The following is a 19,240-nucleotide window of genomic DNA, read 5'->3' as shown; positions in this document are numbered from 1 at the left end:
CTTTCGAGGGTGCTGTGAGAGGTGAACTCGAAAGATCTCACGGTGGCCGCGCCCTCGTCCGCAACGACGAACTCGGCCACCGAGCGTTACACCATCATGCGGGGCTCAACTGAGCACTAAGCCCAGCCCCGGTCTACCTAGCGCAGATATCAGCGGTTATCCCAAGCGGACTGAAGCCGCCGCTTGTTCAGCTCTGTAGCCAAAGCATCGGCAAGTCCCGTGTCGTTCGCTGTAGTGTACGTTTCGCCGTCAACGGTGAGATACGGCACCGAAGCATTGATTTCAAGTCGCACGCCGTTCAAGTCGCGGCTCCGATGGTTGCGCAGTGCAGACTCAGCACCAGCAATCACGCGGTTATGTGCATCGAGTTTCGCCTTGGCTACCGCAAGGGCAGGCTCGATAGCATCGGCCAGATCGCTCACGATCCTTTCGCGGTCCTCAAAGCTCAGCAGGTCCGACGCAGAGTCAATGACCTGCGCACGGATTACGTCCACCTCGGCATTCAGCACCTCAGCGTCAAAGCTTGAAAGCTCAGCGGTAAGCGCCTGGTGAAGCTCGGCAAGCGCCTGCGGAGCCGACTTAATTGCCCCGGCTTCCAGGGAAGTAACCTCACCATTGCCGAGAAGCTGTAGGTAGCTATCAGCCTTTGCCTTGGCCCCGTGGTAATCACGGGCCGTGCTCTGGATCAGGGCAACATGCTCAGCGCGAGCAGCACGAGCGGCGTCAAGGTTGGTCTGTGCAGATTCAATGGTGTTCATTATGGTTCTCTCTTTCGTTTGTGTTGTTGTTGTCTATGCCTGCGCCTAATATGGCGCTGGCAGGTTGAACTCATGCGCAAATTCAATTCCTGCACGAGTCCAATTCTTTAGCGGCTTCATTGGTTTACCACGCGCACGGCGCCTTTGGTTTTCAGTTTCCGTTACGCCTTGCAAATGATCCGGTCTCACACATCGCCCATTCATGCATCGATGATCCACCTGATGATCTTTGCCTAAAGGCTTCTGCACAAAAAGGAAGTAGCTTATCCTATGTGCAAGCCATGCATCATTTTTATCACCTACGGGAATGAACTCACCATATGCGGGATTGCGAGACGCACGTTGGAATTCCCAGCATCCGGCATCATTAGGAATAACTAACGAACCGAAGTGAGATAAGTTTGTCCGTAATAACTCCGGCGTCCAGCGAAGAAACGTACCCATGTGCACGTTGCAACGCCGGTAGGTTCGCCCCGCGTAGGTCCACTCACGGCTGAAAGGCTGTGACCGGCCAGGCCGGAACAGGTAGTTTCGGCACCCGTCATAGTCGCAACGCAGGTCGTCGTTCAGTCGCTCCCAGGTTTTCCGATGTGTCCGGCACAAGCCGTAACCGCCGTTGCCAATGGCTTCACATTGGGCATTGCCTACCTCTGGACAGAGCACTTTTCGGCACGGCTCTGCTCGTGCTTCCCTCGGCATTCATGTGGTCCTCTCAGTCATTTGCTGGCCTGTCTAGGGGCCATGTCATTTTGTCGCAATTACGATCGCTGAAATTTCTTTATTTCGGCTATCAGGCACCATACCTGCCCAGATAACAAAAGGGAACAGCCATTGCGGACTGTTCCCAAACTGACCAAAAACAGGGCTTAGGGTTAGTGGCTCTTTGCGCCCCTCCCCGCATGCCCTCTCCGGTGCCCTTCCTGCCCCTGCCGAAGCCCCAGCGAGAGGCAGGCTGTAGCGCTCATTACGTGGTGGCTAGCTCAAAGCCCGCAGTCGGGTGCTGTGTAGCTCTGCCCTGCCATGCTGAGCCGTGATAGCGGTTTAGGTATCCACGCTCACGCAGTACGCGCAGGCTTTCCCAAACATCACGATCCGCTCGACCCAGGCTGAGCCTGTCGCACAGATCGCCGTAGCTGATATGGGCCACGTTCCCAAGCGGCCCCACACGGGCCGCTAGCTGCTCCGCCACAGCATCATCAAAAGCATTTAGCTCATCATCCTGCTCAATGGCGTGAAGCCATTGCTGTATATCAGTTCGCATAGCATCTCCCTTTCATTTCCCTAGACATAAACAGGCAGGCACGCCCTAATGGGTGGGCGCTCTTCCGGGTTTTCCGGCGGAACTAAGAAACCGTAAGCGCTTAGCGCGCCCATTGTCTGCCCAATCCGGCGCTGTGTATTGTGCTCAATCCGGGCCAAACGCACGGGACGCGATACACCAAGGATCGCCGGACTAATCAATAGCTCACCATGAGCATTGAAATATTCGGATGCCGCCTTAGCGATATCCTTATCCACATTCCAAAGAAGATCGCTGCGCTCTACGGCCTCAATCCATGCAGCGCGGTTAAATGGTGCAGCAGTCATTTCGTTTCCTTTCGGTTGTTGTCGTGGGGCATGCCGCTTAGATTGACTTTGCCTTACGTGCGGCCCTCTATGGCCGCTCTAAGCCCCGTAAATGGGTCAGGGGTAGTCCTGGCTATCTCAGAGCTTTCTAATCGCTTAGAGAGGCTTCTGCGGCCTCTGTTGCCATGTCTTGCCGTTGATGACGTTGCCGATGTTTTGTGCCGTTGTATCATACCGCTTGGCGAGTGCGGCATAAGTGATCCGCCCAGGCACATAGTCACGCCTGATAGCGGCCACGTCCTCGACCGTGAGCCGCGAGCGCGGATGGTTCTCGCCGTGTAGCTGAGGCATCTTCCCTCCTTTCGTTCTTCTCTTTAGTTCTCTTGACTCGCAAGCCAAATAAAAATAGGCCCACAGCACTTCGCTGTAAGCCATGCGCCTACCGTCTCCGGCAGGAAATCTGTTGTTCTACCTTATGAGTGATTGCATTGCTCCGGGATTGGTGCAATGAGCTTCCATCTCGTAAAGGATATCCGCGTCATAGTAGTGATGTCGCACGGTCAGTCCGTGGACCTCTCGTGCTAGTAGTGGTATCCGTGGCACCGGATCGCGGAAACGATCCCCCGTATACGTAGTGGCGTGAGTGCGCCAGGATTGCTCACGTGCCCCTCAGTCTGTGAAGCGTATCCGCTGGTCGGTTTTTGGACCTTCCATCGGAGTAAGCGTGCAACAAGCCTTCTATCTGTAGAAGGATTTCTAAATGTCCTCCCGTAGACATAAGGGTGTGAGTGCAAGCAACCATGCACGGCGGGGACCGTCACTCAGAATACTGCGCTGCTGTGTCAGAAAGGTTGATTTTCCCTCGCCCAGTGGGAAACACGATGTAGCTTTCATCGTGGTCTATCGATCCCTCGGGACGCGCAATACGCGGCCCATAGCCAAAGTACACGTCTTGATCGCTAAGCGCAGTCCAGGTCTGCCCGTCCTGCCCCGCGCGGAACACAACTTCTAGGCATTCGCTCAGCGGCGTACGGCTGTGCTCAGCCGGGTAGCAGGTAATCCGCAGCACTGATCTGATGAGATGCCGTTTCTTTTCGATATCCAAGCCCGCTAGATAAGCGTCTACGTCGTCCGTCGTGATGCCAAGCGCGCCCTGCGCTTCCCGCGCTAGAGACAACTGCTGCTCAGCGTGTTGGATCGATACGCGTAGTTCGCCGTTCATCCGTGCGAACTGCTCAATGTCCATACCGCCTGAGTTGAACAGTTGCTCTAGGTGATCCCGCCGTGTGCGCAGTCCGTACAGCTCTGCGCTTGCCTCCTCTACGCTTTGCCCGTCTTGTGCCTTATGGATTTGCGCAGGCGTGACGCCCAGCTCAAGCGCCCAGCGCAATGCATTAAGCGCTTCCGTGTCTACCGGTTCGATTCGTCTAGAACAGTGCCGCTCTACCTTGCCCTTATTGGCTGTAGCGGAGGCACCTGCCGTCTCGATACAGACATAACTCCATGTGTGCCCAGTGGCCTTGCCCCTGCGCTTGGCGCGCATGACTGATCCGCAATGACAGAGCATGATGCCTGAGAGCAAGTGCTGTACGGCGTTGTCTCGTGACGTACGCCGCTCGGGACGTGTGAGCGTAGCTACCACGGATCGCCACACGTCCTCACTCACAATGGCTGGCATCTCTGAGTCGGCAAGCTTTTCGCCTGTCTCGGGATTAACAGTGATCCCGGCGTTGTGCGAGCGCAGGAACAGTTGCCGTGCGGTGTGGTGCCCCCACTGCTTCCCGTTGCGCGAGACGTGCCCAGCCGTGTTGAGCGCTTGGGCCACGGATGAGACAGACGTGCCGTTGAGAACGTCGTAGTGCGCTTGCCGGAGCATGTCTGCCACCGGCTCATTCAGCACCGGCTTACCGTCTTGCAGCGTCCAGCCGAAAGGCACCTTGGCTCCAAACACGTAGCGCCCTGAGCGCCTGTCCTGCTCAGCCTTGTGCTTGGCGCGGCTAGCTTTCAGCTCAGACTCACGACTGGCCATAGCGCCCAGCACGCGCGCCGTCATGCGCCCATCAGGGGTGGACAGGTCCAACTCTCCGCCTTGCACGGTGTAGGTCGGCACAGCCGGTCTCAGAGCTTCGCATGCCCTGATGTAGTCCTCTAGCTCTGATGGTTGCCGGTGCAGTCGGTCAGTGTGGAACACGACTACTGCGCTCACTTCCCCAGTACGGATGCCCTCTAGCATCCGCTCATACTGAGGCCGTCTCTTGGCGTAGGCGGACACGTCGTTATCGATGTAAGACTCCGCGCGGCCTAGGGCCTTGCGCTCTGCCAACTCTTGGCATGCTTGCTCTTGGCGAGCAACGCCCAGCCCTAGGCGTTCAGTGTCCTGACTGATCCGGCAGTAGATCGCAACATGTCCCATGCCCCGGATTCTATGCCGTGCCCGACTCATAGTTGGGCACCGCAACGTGCAGGGCCTCGCGGTGCAGCCGGGCACGGGCGACATGTGGTCCGCGGAGCACGGCCCCGGCCGCGACGACGAGATCAACGAACTGCGCCCCGGCGGCAACTACGGGTGGGACCCGGTGCCCGGCTACGACGAGTCCACCCCGATGACCGACCTCGAGAAGTTCCCGGACGCGGTCGAGGCCGCATGGTCCTCCGGCCGCCCGACCGTGGCCGTCAGCGGCGCCGCGTTCCTGGAGGGCCCGCAGTGGGGGGCGTGGGACGGGGCCCTCGCCGTGGCGGAGCTGAAGAACACCGGCGTGGGGGTCTACCGGGTGGAGGGCGCCGGGATCACGGGCACCACGCGGATGGAGGAGCTGGAGAACGACTACGGCCGCCTGCGCTCGCTGACCCTCGACGAGGAGGGCGCGCTGTGGGTGACCACCTCCAACGGCGGCGACGACGCCGTGCTGCGCGTCACCGCCCGCCCCGCGTCCTGAGCGGCCCCTGCCGGACGCCGCCGCGCGCTGCGACCCGTCCCTTCCTCCGGTGCCGCCCGGCGGCGTGGCGCCCCGCCCTGCCGCGCGACGGCTGCGACGGCGCGCCGGGGCGAGCCCGGGCCCCGGCCCGGCGCCGAACGGTGATAAGCAGGTCCTGACGGTGTCCCCCCGACCGCCCCACCCCTCGCGCGGCGGGCCCGCCGTTCCGACCGACAGGGCGCCCTCGTGCGGCCCTGGCCCGTTCCGTCGTGCCGTGATCGGAGCCCCCCATGCACCGCCGTACCCTGCTCGCGACGGGCGCCGCCCTGGCGGTCGGCCCCGCCGTCGCGGCCCCCATCCCCGCCCTGGGAGCCACCACCGTGCTGAGACCGACGACCTCCCAGCGCCGGACGGACGCCTCCGTCCGGGCCCTGTGGCACAGCTGGACCGCGCTGCTGCGCCACGACGCGGCCCGCGGCTGGTGGGCCGTGCGCGCCGACGCCCAGGGCGGGGCGAACGCCTACGTCGCCGAGGGGCAGGGCTACGGCCTGATGCTCTGCGCCCAGCTCGCCCCCGCCGACCCCCGGGCGCGCACCTACGCCGAAGGGATCACCCGGTACGTCCTGGACCACCCCTCCCGCATCGACCCCGGACTGCACGCCGCCGAGCAGGATCACCGGATGGTCACCCAGCACGGCGGGGACAGCGCCACCGACGGGGACCTGGACATCGCCATGGGCTGGCTGATGGCCCACCGGCGGTGGGGGTCCGCCGGCACCTACGACTACCTCCGGCTGGCCCGGGACCGGATCGCCGCCGTGAAGCGCTCCCTGGTCTCGCCCACCACCGGGCTGCTCGAGCTCGGCGACTGGTCCCACGGGGCCTGGCAGAACGTCTCCCGCCCCAGCGACTGGATGATCGGGCACTTCGGGGCGTTCCACCGCGCCACCGGCGACGCGAGCTGGGGCACCGTCTGGGCCCGGCACCTGGCGGCGATCCGACGGCTGCAGTCGGTGCACGCGCCCCGGACCGGCCTGCTGCCCGACTTCACGGTCGGCCCGCCGGCGAGCATCGCCCCGGCACCGGCCCACACCCTGGAGTCCGCCCACGACGGGCACTGCTACTACAACTCCTGCCGCGTCCCGCTGCGGCTCGGCTCGTCCCGGCATCCCGAGGCGCGCGCCGCCGCGGCCCGCATCTCCCGCTGGGCCAGGACGAAGTGCGGAGGCGACCCCGCCCGCCTGCCCACCGGCTACACCCTGGGCGGGGCCACCCTGCCCGGCGGGGCCTACCAGGACCTGGCCTTCATCGCGCCCCTGGCGGTCGGCGCCCGCTGGGGCGGGGACCAGGCGTGGCTCGACGCCCTGTGGCGTCACCTGGCCGCCCGCACCCAGCTCAACGGCTACTACGCGAGCTCCCTGCAGCTGCTGTCCATGGTGCAGGTCTCCGGCACCTACGCCCTGAGCCCCTGACCGGGCGGGCGGACCCGGACGCCGGGCTCAGGACTCCGCCTGCCCCTGCCGCCAGTAGCCCATGAAGGAGACGTTGTCCTTGGGGATGCCCGCGGCGTCCACGCACAGCCGGCGCAGCGCCTTGACCGTGCCGGACTCCCCGGCGAGGAAGACGTAGGGGACGTCGGGGTGCCCGGGAGCCGCCACCGACCACGCCCGGGGCTCCTCGGGCCGCTCGCCGACCCGCAGCGGCACCGGCGCGTGCTCCCCGCGCTGCGGGCGCCGGCCCGCCAGGACGTCGTCCACGGCCCCGCCGGGCAGCCCCAGCAGGCGCGCGAGCCGCGTGGCGGCCCGGTGCCCGTGCCCCGCGGGGGCCCCGCGGCCGGCGCGGGGCAGGACGTGCAGGCGCACGTCGGGCAGCTCGGCGGCCAGCCGGTGGGCCGCCACGTCGTCGTGGTGCGGCACCTCCAGCACCACGTCGAGACGGGGGCGGGAGCCGTCGGCGGCGGCCGCGCCCGGGAACTCCTCGGCGCACTTCTCGGCGAACTCCTCGGCCACGGACATCAGGGCCGGCGCCGCGGTCTCGTCCCCCACGGCCAGCACGCGCCGCGCGACGCCGTGGTCCCAGGCCGCCCACGGCCGCTCCTGGGGGCCGGGGCCCAGCAGGTAGACGCGCTCGCCGGGGGCCGCGGCCGCCGCCCACCGGCTGCCGGGCCCGTCCTGGCCGTGCCCGTCGTGCACCACGACGTCGATCACCAGCTCCGGCACCACGATCCCGCAGAAGGTGGTGCGCCGGACGCCGCGCACGGTGTAGGTGCGCATCCAGCCGCGCTCCTCGGCGGGGCGGGCGAACCAGCCCTCGCGCAGGCCCAGGGAGAGGTCCGCCCGCTCGGGTGCCCGGCCGGGCGGCGGGACGAGCAGCTTGATGTACGCGTCCCGGCACCGGGTCAGGTCCCCGGCCCCGAGCAGGGCGGGGGAGAGGCCGGCGAGCTCCGGGCCCGCCAGGGTGATGCGGCGGAAGGACGGGCACAGCTGCGTCACGGACGTCACGGCGGCCTCGACGCAGAGCACAGGGGCGGCGGGGGCGGTCCCCGGGATGCTGGTGACGGTCACGACAGGTTCCTCACGGTCTCGGCGGCGGGACGGGCGCCCGCTGCGGGGGTCGGGTCCAGGGCCACGGCGGGCGGAGCGGGGTGGGCGCCCTCCCGGGCCCGCCCGCGGGGCAGGACGACGGGGCGCCCGCCCACGGGGTCGGGCACCACGTCGGCGCGCAGCCCGAAGACCTCGGCCAGCAGCTCCGGGGTGAGCACCTCGGCCGGCGGCCCCACGGCCACGATCCGGCCCGCGGCCATCGCCACGAGCCGGTCGGCCACGCGGGCGGCCAGGTTGAGCTCGTGCAGGACGGCCACCACGGTGGCCCGGCCCCGGCGCGGCCCCTCCGGGTGCTCGAGCCCGCGCAGCATGTCCAGCAGGTCCACCTGGTGGGCCAGGTCGAGGTAGGAGGTGGGCTCGTCGAGCAGCATGGTGCGGGCCCGCTGGGCCAGGGTGAGGGCGATCCAGACCCGCTGGCGCTGCCCGCCGGAGAGCTCCTCCACGGGGCGCCCGGCGAGCTCGGTGAGCTCCGTGAGCTCCATGGCCCGCGCCACGGCCGCGTCGTCGTCGGGGGAGGGGGCGCCCCACCAGCGGCGGTGCGGGTGCCGCCCGCGCTCCACGAGCTCGGCGACGGTCAGCCCCTCCGGCACCACCGGGGACTGCGGCAGGAGGCTGACGGAGCGGGCGTACTGGCGGGAGTGCCACTCGCGCACCCCGCGGCCGTCGGCCTCGAGGGTCCCGGCCAGCGGTCTGAGCTGCCGGGACAGGCCCTTGAGCAGCGTCGTCTTGCCGCACCCGTTGGCGCCGATGAGCACGGTGGTGCCGCCGTGCGGGATGTCCAGGTCGACCTCCCGCACCACGGTGCGGTCGTCGTAGCCCAGGGACAGCCCGCGCATCCGGAACGCCGGGACCTCGCCCTCCGGGTCCGCCACGGCGTGCAGATCGGGTGTCATGCGGTACCTCCTCTCCGCTGCCGTACGAGCAGCCACAGCATCACGGGGGCGCCCACGGCCCCGGTGACCACACCGGCCGGCAGCTGCGTGCCCGCCAGCAGGTCGGAGCCGAGCGAGTCGGCGACCACCACGACCACCGCGCCCACCAGGGCGCAGGCCAGGATCGAGGTCCGGCCGCGGGTCAGGGCGGTGGCCACCGGGGTGGACATCAGGGCCACGAAGGCCAGCGGGCCGGTGGCGGCCGTCGCGGCGGCGGCCAGCAGCACGCCCAGGCCCAGGGCGAGGGCCCGGCTGCGGCCCGGGTGCGCGCCCAGTCCTGCGGCGAGCTCGGGGCCGAGCTCGGCGGGCTCGAGGGCCCGGTGCACGGCCACGGCCGCGGGCACCGCCAGCAGCAGGCAGGCGCCGAGCACGGTGATCCGCTCCCACGTGGCGGCGCTCAGGGACCCCGCGGTCCACACCGCGGCGTCCTGGGCGGAGTTCAGGGCCAGCCGCGTCAGCATGGCGGCGGTGACCGCCTGGGCCAGGGCGGCCACGCCGATCCCGGCGAGCAGGAACCGTTCGCCCACGATCCCGCCGCCGCGCAGGCGCACCGAGGCGGTGGCGATCAGGGCGGCGGCGAGCAGCGCCCCGGCCAGCGCCGTCCAGGACACGGCGGTGCCGCGCAGGCCCCACAGCGCCGTGCCCGCCACGGCGCCCGCGGCCGCCCCGTAGGTGATGCCCAGGATGTCGGGGCTGGCCAGCGGATTGCGCAGCACCCGGCGGAACAGCGCCCCGGAGCAGCCGAGGGCGGTCCCCGCCAGGGCGCCCAGCACCGCGCGCGGCAGCTTCTCCTGCAGGACGATGAAGCTCGCCCCGGGGATCTGCTCGCCTGCGAGGATCGCGAAGAAGTCGGGGATCGTCACCGTGTAGCGCCCCAGCAGCACCCGCACGGCCAGGGCCGCCAGCAGGGCGAGGGCGAGCAGGGCCACGGCGCGGCGGCTCCGCCGGGCGCGGGTGCGGCGGACCGCCCGCAGCGCCTCGGCGGCCCCGGTCCCCTCCGGGGCGGCGGGGGCCAGCACGGTGCCGGTCACAGGGTCACGCTCCGTCCCCGGCGCAGCAGCGCCAGCAGCACGGGCACGCCGAGCACCACCGTGGTGATGCCCACGTGGATCTCCTGCGGCGGGGTGAGCACGCGCCCCAGGACGTCGGCCAGCAGCAGCAGCGCCGGCCCGAGCACCGCGCTGAGCAGCACGATCCAGCGGTAGTCGCCGCCCAGGAGGCGGCGCACGGCGTGCGGGACGAGCAGGCCCACGAAGGCGATGGGCCCGGCCAGGGCGGTCGCGGAGCCCGAGAGCAGGACCACGCCCACGAAGACCAGCACGCGCTGCACGCCCAGGTCCACACCGAGGCCGCGCGCGAGCTCGTCGCCCAGGGCCATGGCGTTGAGCCCGGAGGAGCCGCCCAGCACGAGCAGCACGCCGAGGAGCACGAGGGGGGCCACGGCGGTGAGGTCGGTGCTCTCGGCGCGGGCGACCGAGCCGATGCTCCAGAACCGGAAGCGGTCCAGCACCGCCGGCTGGCTCAGCACCACGGAGGTGGTCAGCGCGGTGAAGCCGGCGCTGACCGCGGCGCCGGAGAGGACCAGACCCGCCGGGGTGGGGGCGCCGCCGCCCAGCCGGGAGGAGCCGAAGACGAGCACGGCGGCCACGGCGGAGCCCGTGAGGGCGAGCGCGGTCAGCTGCCACGTGGCCGCCACGCCGAGCCAGCCGAGGCCGAGCACCACGGCGCAGGAGGCGCCGGCGGTCAGGCCCAGCAGCCCCGGGTCGCCCAGGGGGTTGCGGCTGACTCCCTGCATCCCGGCGCCGGCCACGGCGAGCGCCGCCCCGACGAGCACGGCGGTGAGGGTCCGCGGGATCCGGCTCTGCACCACGGCGGCGTCGATGCCCAGCCCGGCGGTGAGCTGGGACCCGCCGTCCAGCAGGGCGGCGGGCAGCCCGGCGAGCACCTGGACCACCGTTGCGGGATCCACCGAGCGGGCGCCCCAGAACAGGGACGCCGCCGCGGAGACCGCCAGGAGCAGGAGGGCGGCGAGCAGGGCGAGGCCCCGGCGCCGCTGGGCGGCGCCGGGGATCCGGGGGGCGGCGGGGGAGGCCGTGCTGGTGCTGCTCACCGGGACCGGGGACTCACTGCCCGTCGGCGGAGGCCGCGGCCTCGGCGATGTCCGGCAGCACGTTCTCGAGCGCCCACGGGATGCTCAGCGGGGACGCCGCCGAGACCGAGAGCACCTCCTGCTGGTCGCTCTGGAGCACCAGGGCGCCGTCGGCCACCGCGGGGACGCGGCTGAGCAGGGGGTCGTTCTCGATGGCCTCGCGCACGCCCTCGTCCTCGGCCCAGCTCACGAAGACGTCCGAGGTCAGCTGGTCGGCCCGCTCCGGGGACCAGGTGATGTAGAACTCGTCCTCCTTGCCCGCGGCGGCCTCCTCGACCGCCTCGGACTGGACCATGCCGAGGGACTGGAGGAACTTGGGGCGGTTGTCCACCGCGGTGTAGGCGAAGATCTGGTCGGCCGCGGACGGGTCCAGCGTGCCGTACACGAAGGAGGTGCCCTCCAGCTCCGGGTACTCGGCGGCCGCGTCCGCGATCTGCTGCTCGACGTCCGCCACGACCTCGGCGGCCTGCTCCTCCCGGCCCAGGGCCTGGCCGATGAGCTCCGTGGAGTCCTGCCAGGACGTCCCGTAGGCCACGGCGTCCTCGGGGTAGGCCACGACGGGGGCGATCTCCGAGAGCTTGTCGTAGTCCTCCTGCGTCAGCCCGGAGTAGGCGCCCAGGATGACGTCCGGCTCCAGGGCGGCGATCGCCTCGAAGTTGATGCCGTCCGTCTCGGAGTAGGTCTCCGGGGCCTCGGCGCCGGACTCCTCGAGCGCGGCGTCGAACCAGTCCGTGGACCCGTTCTCGTTGGCGCCGAAGTCCAGGGCGGGCACCCCGACCGGGACCACGCCGAGAGCGGTCGCCACGTCGTGGTTGACCCAGGAGACCGTGGCCACGCGCTCGGGGGCCTCCTCGATCGTGGTCTCGCCGAACTCGTGCTGCACGGTGCGGGGGAACTCGCCGGTGGCGCCGGCCGCGGCGGTCGACCCGCTCCCGGACTCCCCGCCCGCCGTCCCGGTCGAGCACCCGGTGAGCAGCAGGGCCCCGGTGGTCAGCAGGGCGACCGGCGCGAGGGCGCGGCGGGCGGAGGACAGCGGGCGCGGAGCGCGGGGGAGGAGAGGGGCCACGGCCACCCTTTCGACGGACGACGGCGGGGCCGCCGGTGCGAATGCGGTTAGGGAAGGTTTGCCTAACCACCGGACACGGATCACCCTAGGTTGGAGAACTGCGAATACGCAACACGGGCATGATGTAATCGCTGCGCCGATGTGGTTAGGTAAGGCTTGCCTCACTCCGAGGCGAGCCCCCGGCCCCATCGATCCCCCTTGCGAGGAGCCCATGAACGACTTCCTGTTCACCCGTCGCACCCCGGCCCAGTACGCCGGTGCCCTGCACGGCGCCGTCGACGCGGTGGCCGTCCACCTGGCCGGCACGGAGCGCCCCCGCTCCGCCGCCACGCCCGCCGAGCTCGAGGACCTCGTCGCGCGCGTCGACCTCGACCGCCCCCTCGGGGACGTCGCCGCCGCGCTGGAGGAGACGCGCCGGCTCTACCTCGACCACGCGGTGCACTTCCACGACCCCGGCTACATGGCCCACCTCAACTGCCCGGTGGCCATCCCCGCCGTGGCCGCCGAGGCCCTCACCGCGGCCGTGAACACCGCGGTCGAGACGTGGGACCAGTCCACCACCGCGACGCTGGTGGAGCAGCGGCTCGTGGACTGGACCACCGCCCGGATCGGCTTCCCCGCGGCGGGGGAGCCGGACGGGGTGTTCACCACCGGGGGCACCCAGTCCAACCTCCAGGCCCTCTTCACCGCCCGCGAGCAGCGGCTGTCCCGCCCGCACCCGGCCCCGCGGCAGGAGCGCCTCGGGCGGTTGCGGATCGTGGCGGGCGAGCACGCGCACTTCAGCGTGGACCGGGCCGCCCACCTGCTCGGGCTGCCCGCGGACGCGGTCGTCCCCGTGCCCGCCGGCCGGGACGGGGCGCTGGACCCGGTCGCCCTCGAACGGGCCCTGCACGAGGTCGCCGCGTCCGGCGACGAGGTCGCCGCCGTGGTGGCCACCGCCGGGAGCACGGACCTCGGCGTGATCGACCCGCTGCCGGCGGTCGCGGACCTGTGCCGGGCGCACGAGGTGTGGCTGCACGTGGACGCCGCCTACGGCGGGGGCCTGCTCGTCTCGCCCACCCGGCGGCACCTGCTGGAGGGGGTCGAGCGGGCCGACTCCGTGACCGTGGACTTCCACAAGTCCTGGTTCCAGCCGGTGGCCGCCTCCGCGCTGCTGCTGGCCCGGGGACGGGACCTGCGCTTCTCGACCTGGAGCGCCGAGTACCTCAACCCCCGCCACGCGGTGCGGCCCAACCTGGTGGACAAGTCCCTGCAGACCACCCGGCGCTTCGACGCGCTCAAGCTGTGGATGACCCTGCGCACCGTCGGGGCCCCGGAGCTCGGCCGGGCCCTGGACCGGGTCCTGGACCTCGCGCAGGAGGCCGGCCGGATCGTGGCGGACGCCCCCGACATGGAGCTCGTGGCGCGGCCGGTGCTCTCCACCGTCCTGTTCCGGCACCGGCCCCCGGGCACCGACGACGACGACGCGGAGCGTCTCGTCGAGCCGGTCCGGGCCGCGCTGTTCGACTCGGGGCGCGCGGTCGTGGCCTCGACCGTCGTCGGCGGCCGCCGCTGCCTGAAGTTCACCTTCCTCAACCCGGTGACCACCGCCGCGGACGTCGAGCGGGTGCTGGACCTGGTCCGCGCCGCCGCGCGGGACGCCGCGCCGCTGCCCGCCGCGGCGGGGGCGCGCTGATGGCCGCCGCGACCGGGCGCGTGCACGACCTGCTCGGCATCGGGATCGGCCCCTTCAACCTGGGCCTGGCCTGCCTCGCCGCGCCCCTGGAGGACCTCGACGCGGTGTTCCTCGACGCCCGCGAGGGCTTCGACTGGCACCCCGGGCTGATGCTCGAGGACGCCACCATCCAGGTCCCGTTCCTCGCCGACCTGGTCACGCTGGCCGACCCGACCTCCCCCTGGTCGTTCCTCAACTACCTCAAGCGGACCGGGCGGCTCTACCCCTTCTACATCCGCGAGGACTTCAACCCGCTGCGCGCCGAGTACAGCGCCTACTGCCGGTGGGCGAGCGAGCGGCTGGAGAGCCTGCACTGGGGCCGCGAGGTCGTCGCCGTCGAGCGCGACGCCGCCGCGGACGCCTACACGGTCACCGCCCGCACCCGGACCGGGACGGAGCAGTGGCGGACCCGGCGCCTGGTCCTCGGCGTGGGCACCGTGCCGTGGGTGCCCGCCGGTGTCGAGCCCGGGGCCGGACCCGTCCTGCACACCAGCGACTACCTGCCCCGGCGCGAGGAGCTGCTGGGGCGGGAGAGCGTGACCGTGCTCGGCAGCGGCCAGTCCGCCGCGGAGGTCTACCGGGACCTGCTCGAGCGCGCCGGGGCGGACGGTCCCCGGGTCGACTGGATCACCCGCTCCCCACGGTTCTTCCCCATGGAGTACACCAAGCTCACCCTCGAGATGACCTCCCCCGAGTACGTCGACCACTTCCACGGCCTCGACCGGCACCGGCGGGACCGGCTCAACCGCGAGCACACGACGCTCTACAAGGGCATCAGCGCGGACCTCGTCAACGGAATCAACGAGCTGCTCTACCGCCGCTCGGTGCACGGGCACCCGGCGGGGCTGCTCACCACGAACACCTCCCTGACGGGCGCCCGGTGGGACGCCGCGGCCGGGACGGTGGAGCTGGCGCTGCGCGACGACGAGCTCGAGCGCTGCTGGCGGCACACCACCGGCGCCCTGGTGCTCGCCACCGGCTACCGCCCCGAGGTCCCGGCCTTCCTGGACCCGGTGCGCGAGGAGATCGCCTGGGACGCCGCCGGGCGCTACGACGTCTCCCGCGACTACGCGATCGACCGGGAGCGGAGCCGGATCTGGGTGCAGAACGCCGAGGTGCACACCCACGGCCTGACCGCCCCCGACCTCGGCATGGGCGCCTACCGCAACAGCGTGATCCTCCGGGCCGTGACGGGCCGGGAGGTCTATCCGGTCGAGCCCGCCATCGCCTTCCAGACCTTCGGCATTCCCCAGGAGACCGCATGAGCACCCCGCACCCCGCCCCCGTCGAGCGCTTCGCCACCCCCGGCGGCGTCCTCACCCTCGAGCCGCTGGTGCTGGACGGACCCACCGTGGAGCTCCTCCACGCGTGGCTGACCCACCCCCGGTCCCGCTTCTGGGGCCTGCTCGACGCCGACCCCGCCACCGTCCGGGGCGCCTTCGAGGCCGTCGCGGCCCACCCCCGCTGCGAGGCCCGGCTGGCCCGCCTCGACGGGGTCCCGCTGGGCGTCGTGGAGACCTACGACCCCGCCGAGGTGCTCCTCGCCGGCCGCTACGCCCACCGCGCCGGCGACGTGGGGATGCACCTGCTCCTCGCCCCGGCCCGGACCCCGGTGCCCGGCACGAGCGCCGCCCTGATGGCCGCCACGCTGCGCGGGCTGTTCGAGCGGCCCGGGACCCGGCGCGTCGTCGTCGAGCCCGACGTCCGCAACGAGGCCGTGCACCGGCTCAACGCCCGGGCGGGCTTCGAGGTCCACGGGCCCCTGCCGCTGCCGGAGAAGACGGCGCTGCTCAGCACCTGCACCCGGGAGCAGTTCGAGGCCTCGGAGCTGGCGGGGTCCGCCCGCCCGGTCCCGGCCGCCGCCGGCCCCGCCGGCCCCGCCGAGGCCGGCCACCTGGGCCTGCACCCGATGCGCGTCGCCCACCGCCACCTGTGCTGCAAGGCCCTGGCCGAGTTCGCCCACGAGCGGCTGGTGCACCCCGAGCCGGTCGGCGAGGACGCCTTCGAGGTCCGGGCCGGGGCCGCCCGCTACCGGTTCCGGGCGCGGCGCACCCCGCTGGAGCACTGGGTGCTCGACGAGGGCTCGCTGCGCCGCACGGTGGCCGGCGTCGCCGCCGAGCCCGACGCCCAGGCCCTGGTCACCGAGCTCGCCCCGCAGCTGGGCATCCCCGCGCACCTGCTGGCCACCTACCTCGAGGAGATCGCGAGCACCCTCGCCTCCGCGGCCTACAAGCTGGTGCACCGCACCCGCCCGGCATCGGCGCTGGCGGACGCCGGCTTCCAGGAGGTCGAGGCCGCCATGACCGAGGGGCACCCCGGCTTCGTGGCCAACAACGGGCGGATCGGCCTGGGCGTCACCGAGCACGACCGGTACGCCCCCGAGGCGGCCCGGCCCGTGCACCTCGTGTGGGTGGCCGCGCGCCGCCCGCTCAGCCGCCTCGACACCGGGCGCGGCCTCGACGAGGACGCCCTGTACGCCGCGGAGCTGGACCCCGGGACCCGCGCACGCTTCCAGGCCCGGCTGAACGGGCTGGGCCTGGACCCACGGGACTACCGCTTCCTGCCGGTGCACCCCCACCAGTGGGAGCACCGCGTCACCGTGACCTTCGCCCCCGACCTCGCCCGCCGGGACCTCGTGCTGCTGGGGGAGGGCGGGGACGCGCACCGCGCCCAGCAGTCCGTGCGCACCTTCTTCAACTCGACCCGCCCCGAGCGGCACTACGTGAAGACGGCCCTGGCCGTGCAGAACATGGGCTTCCTGCGCGGGCTCTCCCCCCGGTACATGCGCGACACCCCCGCGATCAACGACTGGGTGGCCGACCTCGTGGCCGCCGACCCGGTGCTGGCCCGCACCGGGTTCTCGGTCCTGCGCGAGGTCGCGGCGATCGGCTACACCGGGGACGCCTACCACCGCGCGGCCGCCTCGGGCCACGGGGAGGAGGGCCCGCACACCAAGATGCTCGCGGCGCTGTGGCGGGAGAGCCCCGTGGCGCGCACCGGACCGGGGGAGCGGCTGGCGACCCTCGCCTCCCTTCTGCACGTGGACGCCCTGGGCACCCCGCTCGTCTCCGTGCACGTGCGGGCCTCCGGGCTGAGCGCCGAGGAGTGGGTCCGGCGGCTGCTGGACGCCTACCTCGCCCCGGTCGCCCGGTGCCTGCTCGCCCACGACCTCGTGTTCATGCCCCACGGCGAGAACGTGGTCCTCGTGCTGCACGAGCACGTCCCGCGGCGGGCGATCATGAAGGACATCGGCGAGGAGGTCGCCGTCGTCACCGACCGTCCCCTGCCGGAGGGCCTCGACCGGATCCGGCACGTCGTGGACCCCGCGACCGCGTCCCTGTCCGTGCACACCGACGTGTTCGACGGCGTGCTGCGCCACCTGGCGGGCCTGCTCGAGGCCGACGGGCTGCTGGCGGCCGGCGCGTTCTGGGACCTGGCGGCGCGGTGCCTGCACGAGGTGGCCGAGGCCGATCCGGCCGGTGCGGCGCGGGTGCCGCTCTTCGCGCCCCGCTTCGAGCACTCCTGCCTCAACCGGCTGCAGCTGCTCAACACCCTGCAGATGGTCGACCTCACGGACCAGGCCGCGTCCCTGCAGTACGCCGGGACGCTGGAGAACCCGGTGGCGGCCCGGGTGCCCGTCCGCTGACCCGGCCGTTCCGTCCGCCCCGTCCCTGCGGGGCGGACGGAACGAGGGGCTCAGGCCGCGTCGCGGGCGTCGAGCTCGTGCACGACCTCCTGGAGCCGGTCGGTGGTGCAGGGGTGGGGGCCCTCCGGTCCGGTCAGGTACTCCCGGTCGAGCTGGCGGCAGATCCTGGAGTGCAGCACCTGCAGCTCGCCCATGCTCAGGGCGGCCAGGGCGGCCGGGAAGGTCTCGTCCGGCCCCAGGCAGGAGCAGGGCCGGCCCTGCGGGGACGGGGTGGGGCTGTGCTGGGTCACGGTGGGTGCGCTCATGGTGATGTCCTTCGCGGGAAGTGCGGTGCAGATGTGTGGAGCAGGGGCCGCACCCGAGGGGACGCGGTAATGGTCACGGTGGTGGTCACGGTGCGGGTCGCAGTGCGGGGAAAGCGGCGGTGCCCGGTCCGGCGGCCCGTTCATCGGGGAAGGACGGGCCGTGCGGAGGGGCACCGGGCGGGGCGCGCGGGACGAGGGCGCAGGGACGGCGGTCCGGGATCTCCTGGTGTGCAGCCGTCACGGGGAAAGGCCGTGTGCTCGACCTGCTCCCACCGTAGGCGAGACCTCCGGTATTGACCATCCCGGCGCCGGCCGCCCGTGGGTGCCCGACGGCGATTCGGGGCGGGTGCGGTCCGCGGGTCCCCATGCCCCGGCCGCAGGCGCCGCCGGTCCGTGCGCGTCCCGGCCGGAGCGTGTATGCTTCATCGGTTGTCGCATTTCGCGTTCTCGCCGGTCCGGCTGTCCGCCCCTCCGGGCGCAGCAGGTCTTCCGGACGACGTCCACGGCGCGCAGCGCAGCGCCCGAGTGCCCCGGACACGGGGGACGCGCCGTGGTCCCGGACGACGGGCCGCACCCGACGAGCGGCAGGGCGCAGCGGTCCGGCGCCGCCGAGGGCGTCGGCCGCAGCACCCCGTGGACCGCTCGACGGGCGGGGTCGGGCCCGTCCCGGCGACCGGCTCCCACGGTGCCGCTCACTCGAGCGGCACCGGCCCACGGAGCTCGACCCCCAGCACGGCACCCAGGCCGCGGACGTCGCCGTCCTCACCCGGGGCCGCACTGATCTCCTGAGCTCTCCGGCGCCCGGGCACGGCGCGGGGCCGGACCCGTCATCCGGCACACCGTGCGCTTCCGGGGCGCGGTCCCGCGTCCGGGACGCCCGCCCGTGGCACCGCCCCCGGTGGTGCGGTGCCCGCGCTCCAGCACTGCCACGGCACCCCCGGAGGTGCCCTGCCCCCGGCAACGCCCTGTGCTCCGCAGCGTCCGGCAACCCGCTGCGTCCTGCACCCGGCCGGCCGCACGGCCCGCCCGGTCGGCTCCTCGGACCGACCGGCGGCGCCGGCCCGTCCGTTCCTCACCGGCGACCAGCACGGTCGCCGCCCCCGATTCCCGAAAGTTCTCATCATGAAACACACCATGTCCGTCCTGGTCCAGGTGGACCTCGACGCCACCCACGTCCGCGTCCTCGTCACGGGATGCCTCACGGAGGCCAACCAGCACGTGCTCCACCCCGTGATCGGCCGCGCCCGCACGCTCGGCGCCGCCGTGCACGTCGACCTGGACTCCGTCCGGCACCTGCAGCCCGCCGCGGCGACGCAGCTGCGCGCGGCCGTCGACCACGAGGGGGCCTCGCCCGGCCTCGGGGCCGTGCGCATCAGCGTCCCCACCGGGCCCCGCACCCATCCGCTGGGGGAGCTGCCGGTCCGACCGCTCCCGGACTCCGCGCCCCTCCCCGCCCTGGCCGCCTGAACCGCACCCCGGTGCCGGAGCCGGCGGCGCCCTCGGTCGAAGGGGCACCGTCCTGCGCCGGGTGGGCCCGGGCACCGCGGGGCGTCGGCGAGTGGCAATTCCGCGGGTCCTGGCCCAGG

The 19,240-nt window shown here is 71.6% G+C and carries 17 protein-coding genes; 6 read left to right on the top strand and 11 right to left on the bottom strand.

Going from position 1 to position 19,240, the window contains the following annotated elements:
- Positions 1-149: 149 nt before the first annotated feature.
- The 5 genes from PU704_RS13815 to PU704_RS13800 all read right to left on the bottom strand — a co-directional run bounded on the left by PU704_RS13815 (position 150) and on the right by PU704_RS13800 (position 4,737).
- Positions 150-758: a hypothetical protein gene (locus PU704_RS13815; RefSeq protein WP_277551739.1), complete on the bottom strand. Its 609-nt coding sequence runs from the start codon at positions 756-758 to the stop codon at positions 150-152.
- 45 nt (positions 759-803) lie between these two features.
- Positions 804-1,202 carry an HNH endonuclease gene (locus PU704_RS20075; protein WP_420871641.1) on the bottom strand — a complete coding sequence of 133 codons (399 nt, stop codon included), beginning with the start codon at positions 1,200-1,202 and terminating at the stop codon, positions 804-806.
- Between the two features lie 837 nt (positions 1,203-2,039).
- Positions 2,040-2,345 (bottom strand): hypothetical protein, encoded by a 306-nt coding sequence (locus tag PU704_RS13810; RefSeq protein WP_277551738.1) that lies wholly within the window; start codon positions 2,343-2,345, stop codon positions 2,040-2,042.
- Between the two features lie 135 nt (positions 2,346-2,480).
- Positions 2,481-2,759, bottom strand: coding sequence for a hypothetical protein (locus tag PU704_RS13805; RefSeq protein ID WP_277551737.1), 279 nt, complete (start codon positions 2,757-2,759; stop codon positions 2,481-2,483).
- A gap of 382 nt (positions 2,760-3,141) precedes the next feature.
- Complete coding sequence (locus PU704_RS13800) at positions 3,142-4,737, bottom strand: recombinase family protein (protein WP_277551736.1); 1,596 nt, start codon at positions 4,735-4,737, stop codon at positions 3,142-3,144.
- Here PU704_RS13800 and PU704_RS13795 point away from each other — a divergent pair.
- Together PU704_RS13795 and PU704_RS13790 are read left to right on the top strand one after the other, a co-directional pair.
- Positions 4,736-5,260 carry a PQQ-dependent sugar dehydrogenase gene (locus PU704_RS13795; RefSeq protein ID WP_277551735.1) on the top strand — a complete coding sequence of 175 codons (525 nt, stop codon included), beginning with the start codon at positions 4,736-4,738 and terminating at the stop codon, positions 5,258-5,260. The genes PU704_RS13800 and PU704_RS13795 overlap by 2 nt on opposite strands.
- Before the next feature lie 269 nt (positions 5,261-5,529).
- Entirely contained in the window at positions 5,530-6,711 is a 1,182-nt protein-coding gene (locus PU704_RS13790) for a glycosyl hydrolase family 8 (RefSeq protein WP_277551734.1), read from the top strand.
- Positions 6,712-6,738: 27 nt separating this feature from the next.
- Here PU704_RS13790 and PU704_RS13785 read toward each other — a convergent pair whose 3' ends face one another.
- From PU704_RS13785 to PU704_RS13765, 5 genes are read right to left on the bottom strand one after another with little or no spacing between them, the layout of a single operon-like run.
- On the bottom strand, positions 6,739-7,803 hold the full coding sequence (locus PU704_RS13785) for a siderophore-interacting protein (protein WP_277551733.1): 1,065 nt from the start codon (positions 7,801-7,803) through the stop codon (positions 6,739-6,741).
- Positions 7,800-8,735 (bottom strand): ABC transporter ATP-binding protein, encoded by a 936-nt coding sequence (locus tag PU704_RS13780; RefSeq protein ID WP_277551732.1) that lies wholly within the window; start codon positions 8,733-8,735, stop codon positions 7,800-7,802. Before PU704_RS13780 ends, PU704_RS13785 begins: the two co-directional genes overlap by 4 nt.
- Positions 8,732-9,805 carry a FecCD family ABC transporter permease gene (locus PU704_RS13775; RefSeq protein ID WP_277551731.1) on the bottom strand — a complete coding sequence of 358 codons (1,074 nt, stop codon included), beginning with the start codon at positions 9,803-9,805 and terminating at the stop codon, positions 8,732-8,734. Before PU704_RS13775 ends, PU704_RS13780 begins: the two co-directional genes overlap by 4 nt.
- Entirely contained in the window at positions 9,802-10,884 is a 1,083-nt protein-coding gene (locus PU704_RS13770) for a FecCD family ABC transporter permease (protein ID WP_277551730.1), read from the bottom strand. The genes PU704_RS13775 and PU704_RS13770 overlap by 4 nt, the downstream gene beginning before the upstream one ends.
- Before the next feature lie 13 nt (positions 10,885-10,897).
- On the bottom strand, positions 10,898-11,995 hold the full coding sequence (locus PU704_RS13765) for an iron-siderophore ABC transporter substrate-binding protein (RefSeq protein ID WP_075872171.1): 1,098 nt from the start codon (positions 11,993-11,995) through the stop codon (positions 10,898-10,900).
- Between the two features lie 205 nt (positions 11,996-12,200).
- Here PU704_RS13765 and PU704_RS13760 point away from each other — a divergent pair, with 205 nt between their 5' ends.
- The 3 genes from PU704_RS13760 to PU704_RS13750 are packed head-to-tail and all read left to right on the top strand — an operon-like array spanning position 12,201 to position 17,349.
- Positions 12,201-13,664: a pyridoxal phosphate-dependent decarboxylase family protein gene (locus PU704_RS13760; protein ID WP_277551729.1), complete on the top strand. Its 1,464-nt coding sequence runs from the start codon at positions 12,201-12,203 to the stop codon at positions 13,662-13,664.
- On the top strand, positions 13,664-14,968 hold the full coding sequence (locus PU704_RS13755) for a lysine N(6)-hydroxylase/L-ornithine N(5)-oxygenase family protein (protein ID WP_277551728.1): 1,305 nt from the start codon (positions 13,664-13,666) through the stop codon (positions 14,966-14,968). The genes PU704_RS13760 and PU704_RS13755 overlap by 1 nt, the downstream gene beginning before the upstream one ends.
- Entirely contained in the window at positions 14,965-17,349 is a 2,385-nt protein-coding gene (locus tag PU704_RS13750; RefSeq protein ID WP_277551727.1) for a GNAT family N-acetyltransferase, read from the top strand. The genes PU704_RS13755 and PU704_RS13750 overlap by 4 nt, the downstream gene beginning before the upstream one ends.
- Positions 17,350-17,399: 50 nt before the next feature.
- Here PU704_RS13750 and PU704_RS13745 read toward each other — a convergent pair whose 3' ends face one another.
- Positions 17,400-17,654 carry a hypothetical protein gene (locus tag PU704_RS13745; RefSeq protein WP_277551726.1) on the bottom strand — a complete coding sequence of 85 codons (255 nt, stop codon included), beginning with the start codon at positions 17,652-17,654 and terminating at the stop codon, positions 17,400-17,402.
- Positions 17,655-18,776: 1,122 nt separating this feature from the next.
- Here PU704_RS13745 and PU704_RS13740 point away from each other — a divergent pair.
- Positions 18,777-19,121, top strand: coding sequence for a hypothetical protein (locus PU704_RS13740; protein WP_152683235.1), 345 nt, complete (start codon positions 18,777-18,779; stop codon positions 19,119-19,121).
- Positions 19,122-19,240 lie beyond the last annotated feature (119 nt).

Origin of the sequence: Kocuria oceani (assembly GCF_029524215.1) — a bacterium.
In the GTDB taxonomy this organism is placed as follows: Bacteria; Actinomycetota; Actinomycetes; order Actinomycetales; family Micrococcaceae; genus Kocuria; species Kocuria oceani.
Note: the sequence above shows the minus strand (reverse complement) of the source record. Positions and strands in the feature narration are given on the sequence as shown.

Bases quoted from the DNA above. Each gene is read 5' to 3' on its own strand.
- PU704_RS13815 (WP_277551739.1), bottom strand. From the start codon at position 758: ATGAACACCATTGAATCTGCACAGACCAACCTTGACGCCGCTCGTGCT.
- PU704_RS20075 (WP_420871641.1), bottom strand. From the start codon at position 1,202: ATGGGTACGTTTCTTCGCTGGACGCCGGAGTTATTACGGACAAACTTA.
- PU704_RS13810 (WP_277551738.1), bottom strand. From the start codon at position 2,345: ATGACTGCTGCACCATTTAACCGCGCTGCATGGATTGAGGCCGTAGAG.
- PU704_RS13805 (WP_277551737.1), bottom strand. From the start codon at position 2,759: ATGGCTTACAGCGAAGTGCTGTGGGCCTATTTTTATTTGGCTTGCGAG.
- PU704_RS13795 (WP_277551735.1), top strand. From the start codon at position 4,736: ATGCCCCGGATTCTATGCCGTGCCCGACTCATAGTTGGGCACCGCAAC.
- PU704_RS13800 (WP_277551736.1), bottom strand. From the start codon at position 4,737: ATGGGACATGTTGCGATCTACTGCCGGATCAGTCAGGACACTGAACGC.
- PU704_RS13790 (WP_277551734.1), top strand. From the start codon at position 5,530: ATGCACCGCCGTACCCTGCTCGCGACGGGCGCCGCCCTGGCGGTCGGC.
- PU704_RS13780 (WP_277551732.1), bottom strand. From the start codon at position 8,735: ATGACACCCGATCTGCACGCCGTGGCGGACCCGGAGGGCGAGGTCCCG.
- PU704_RS13760 (WP_277551729.1), top strand. From the start codon at position 12,201: ATGAACGACTTCCTGTTCACCCGTCGCACCCCGGCCCAGTACGCCGGT.
- PU704_RS13755 (WP_277551728.1), top strand. From the start codon at position 13,664: ATGGCCGCCGCGACCGGGCGCGTGCACGACCTGCTCGGCATCGGGATC.
- PU704_RS13750 (WP_277551727.1), top strand. From the start codon at position 14,965: ATGAGCACCCCGCACCCCGCCCCCGTCGAGCGCTTCGCCACCCCCGGC.
- PU704_RS13745 (WP_277551726.1), bottom strand. From the start codon at position 17,654: ATGAGCGCACCCACCGTGACCCAGCACAGCCCCACCCCGTCCCCGCAG.
- PU704_RS13740 (WP_152683235.1), top strand. From the start codon at position 18,777: ATGAAACACACCATGTCCGTCCTGGTCCAGGTGGACCTCGACGCCACC.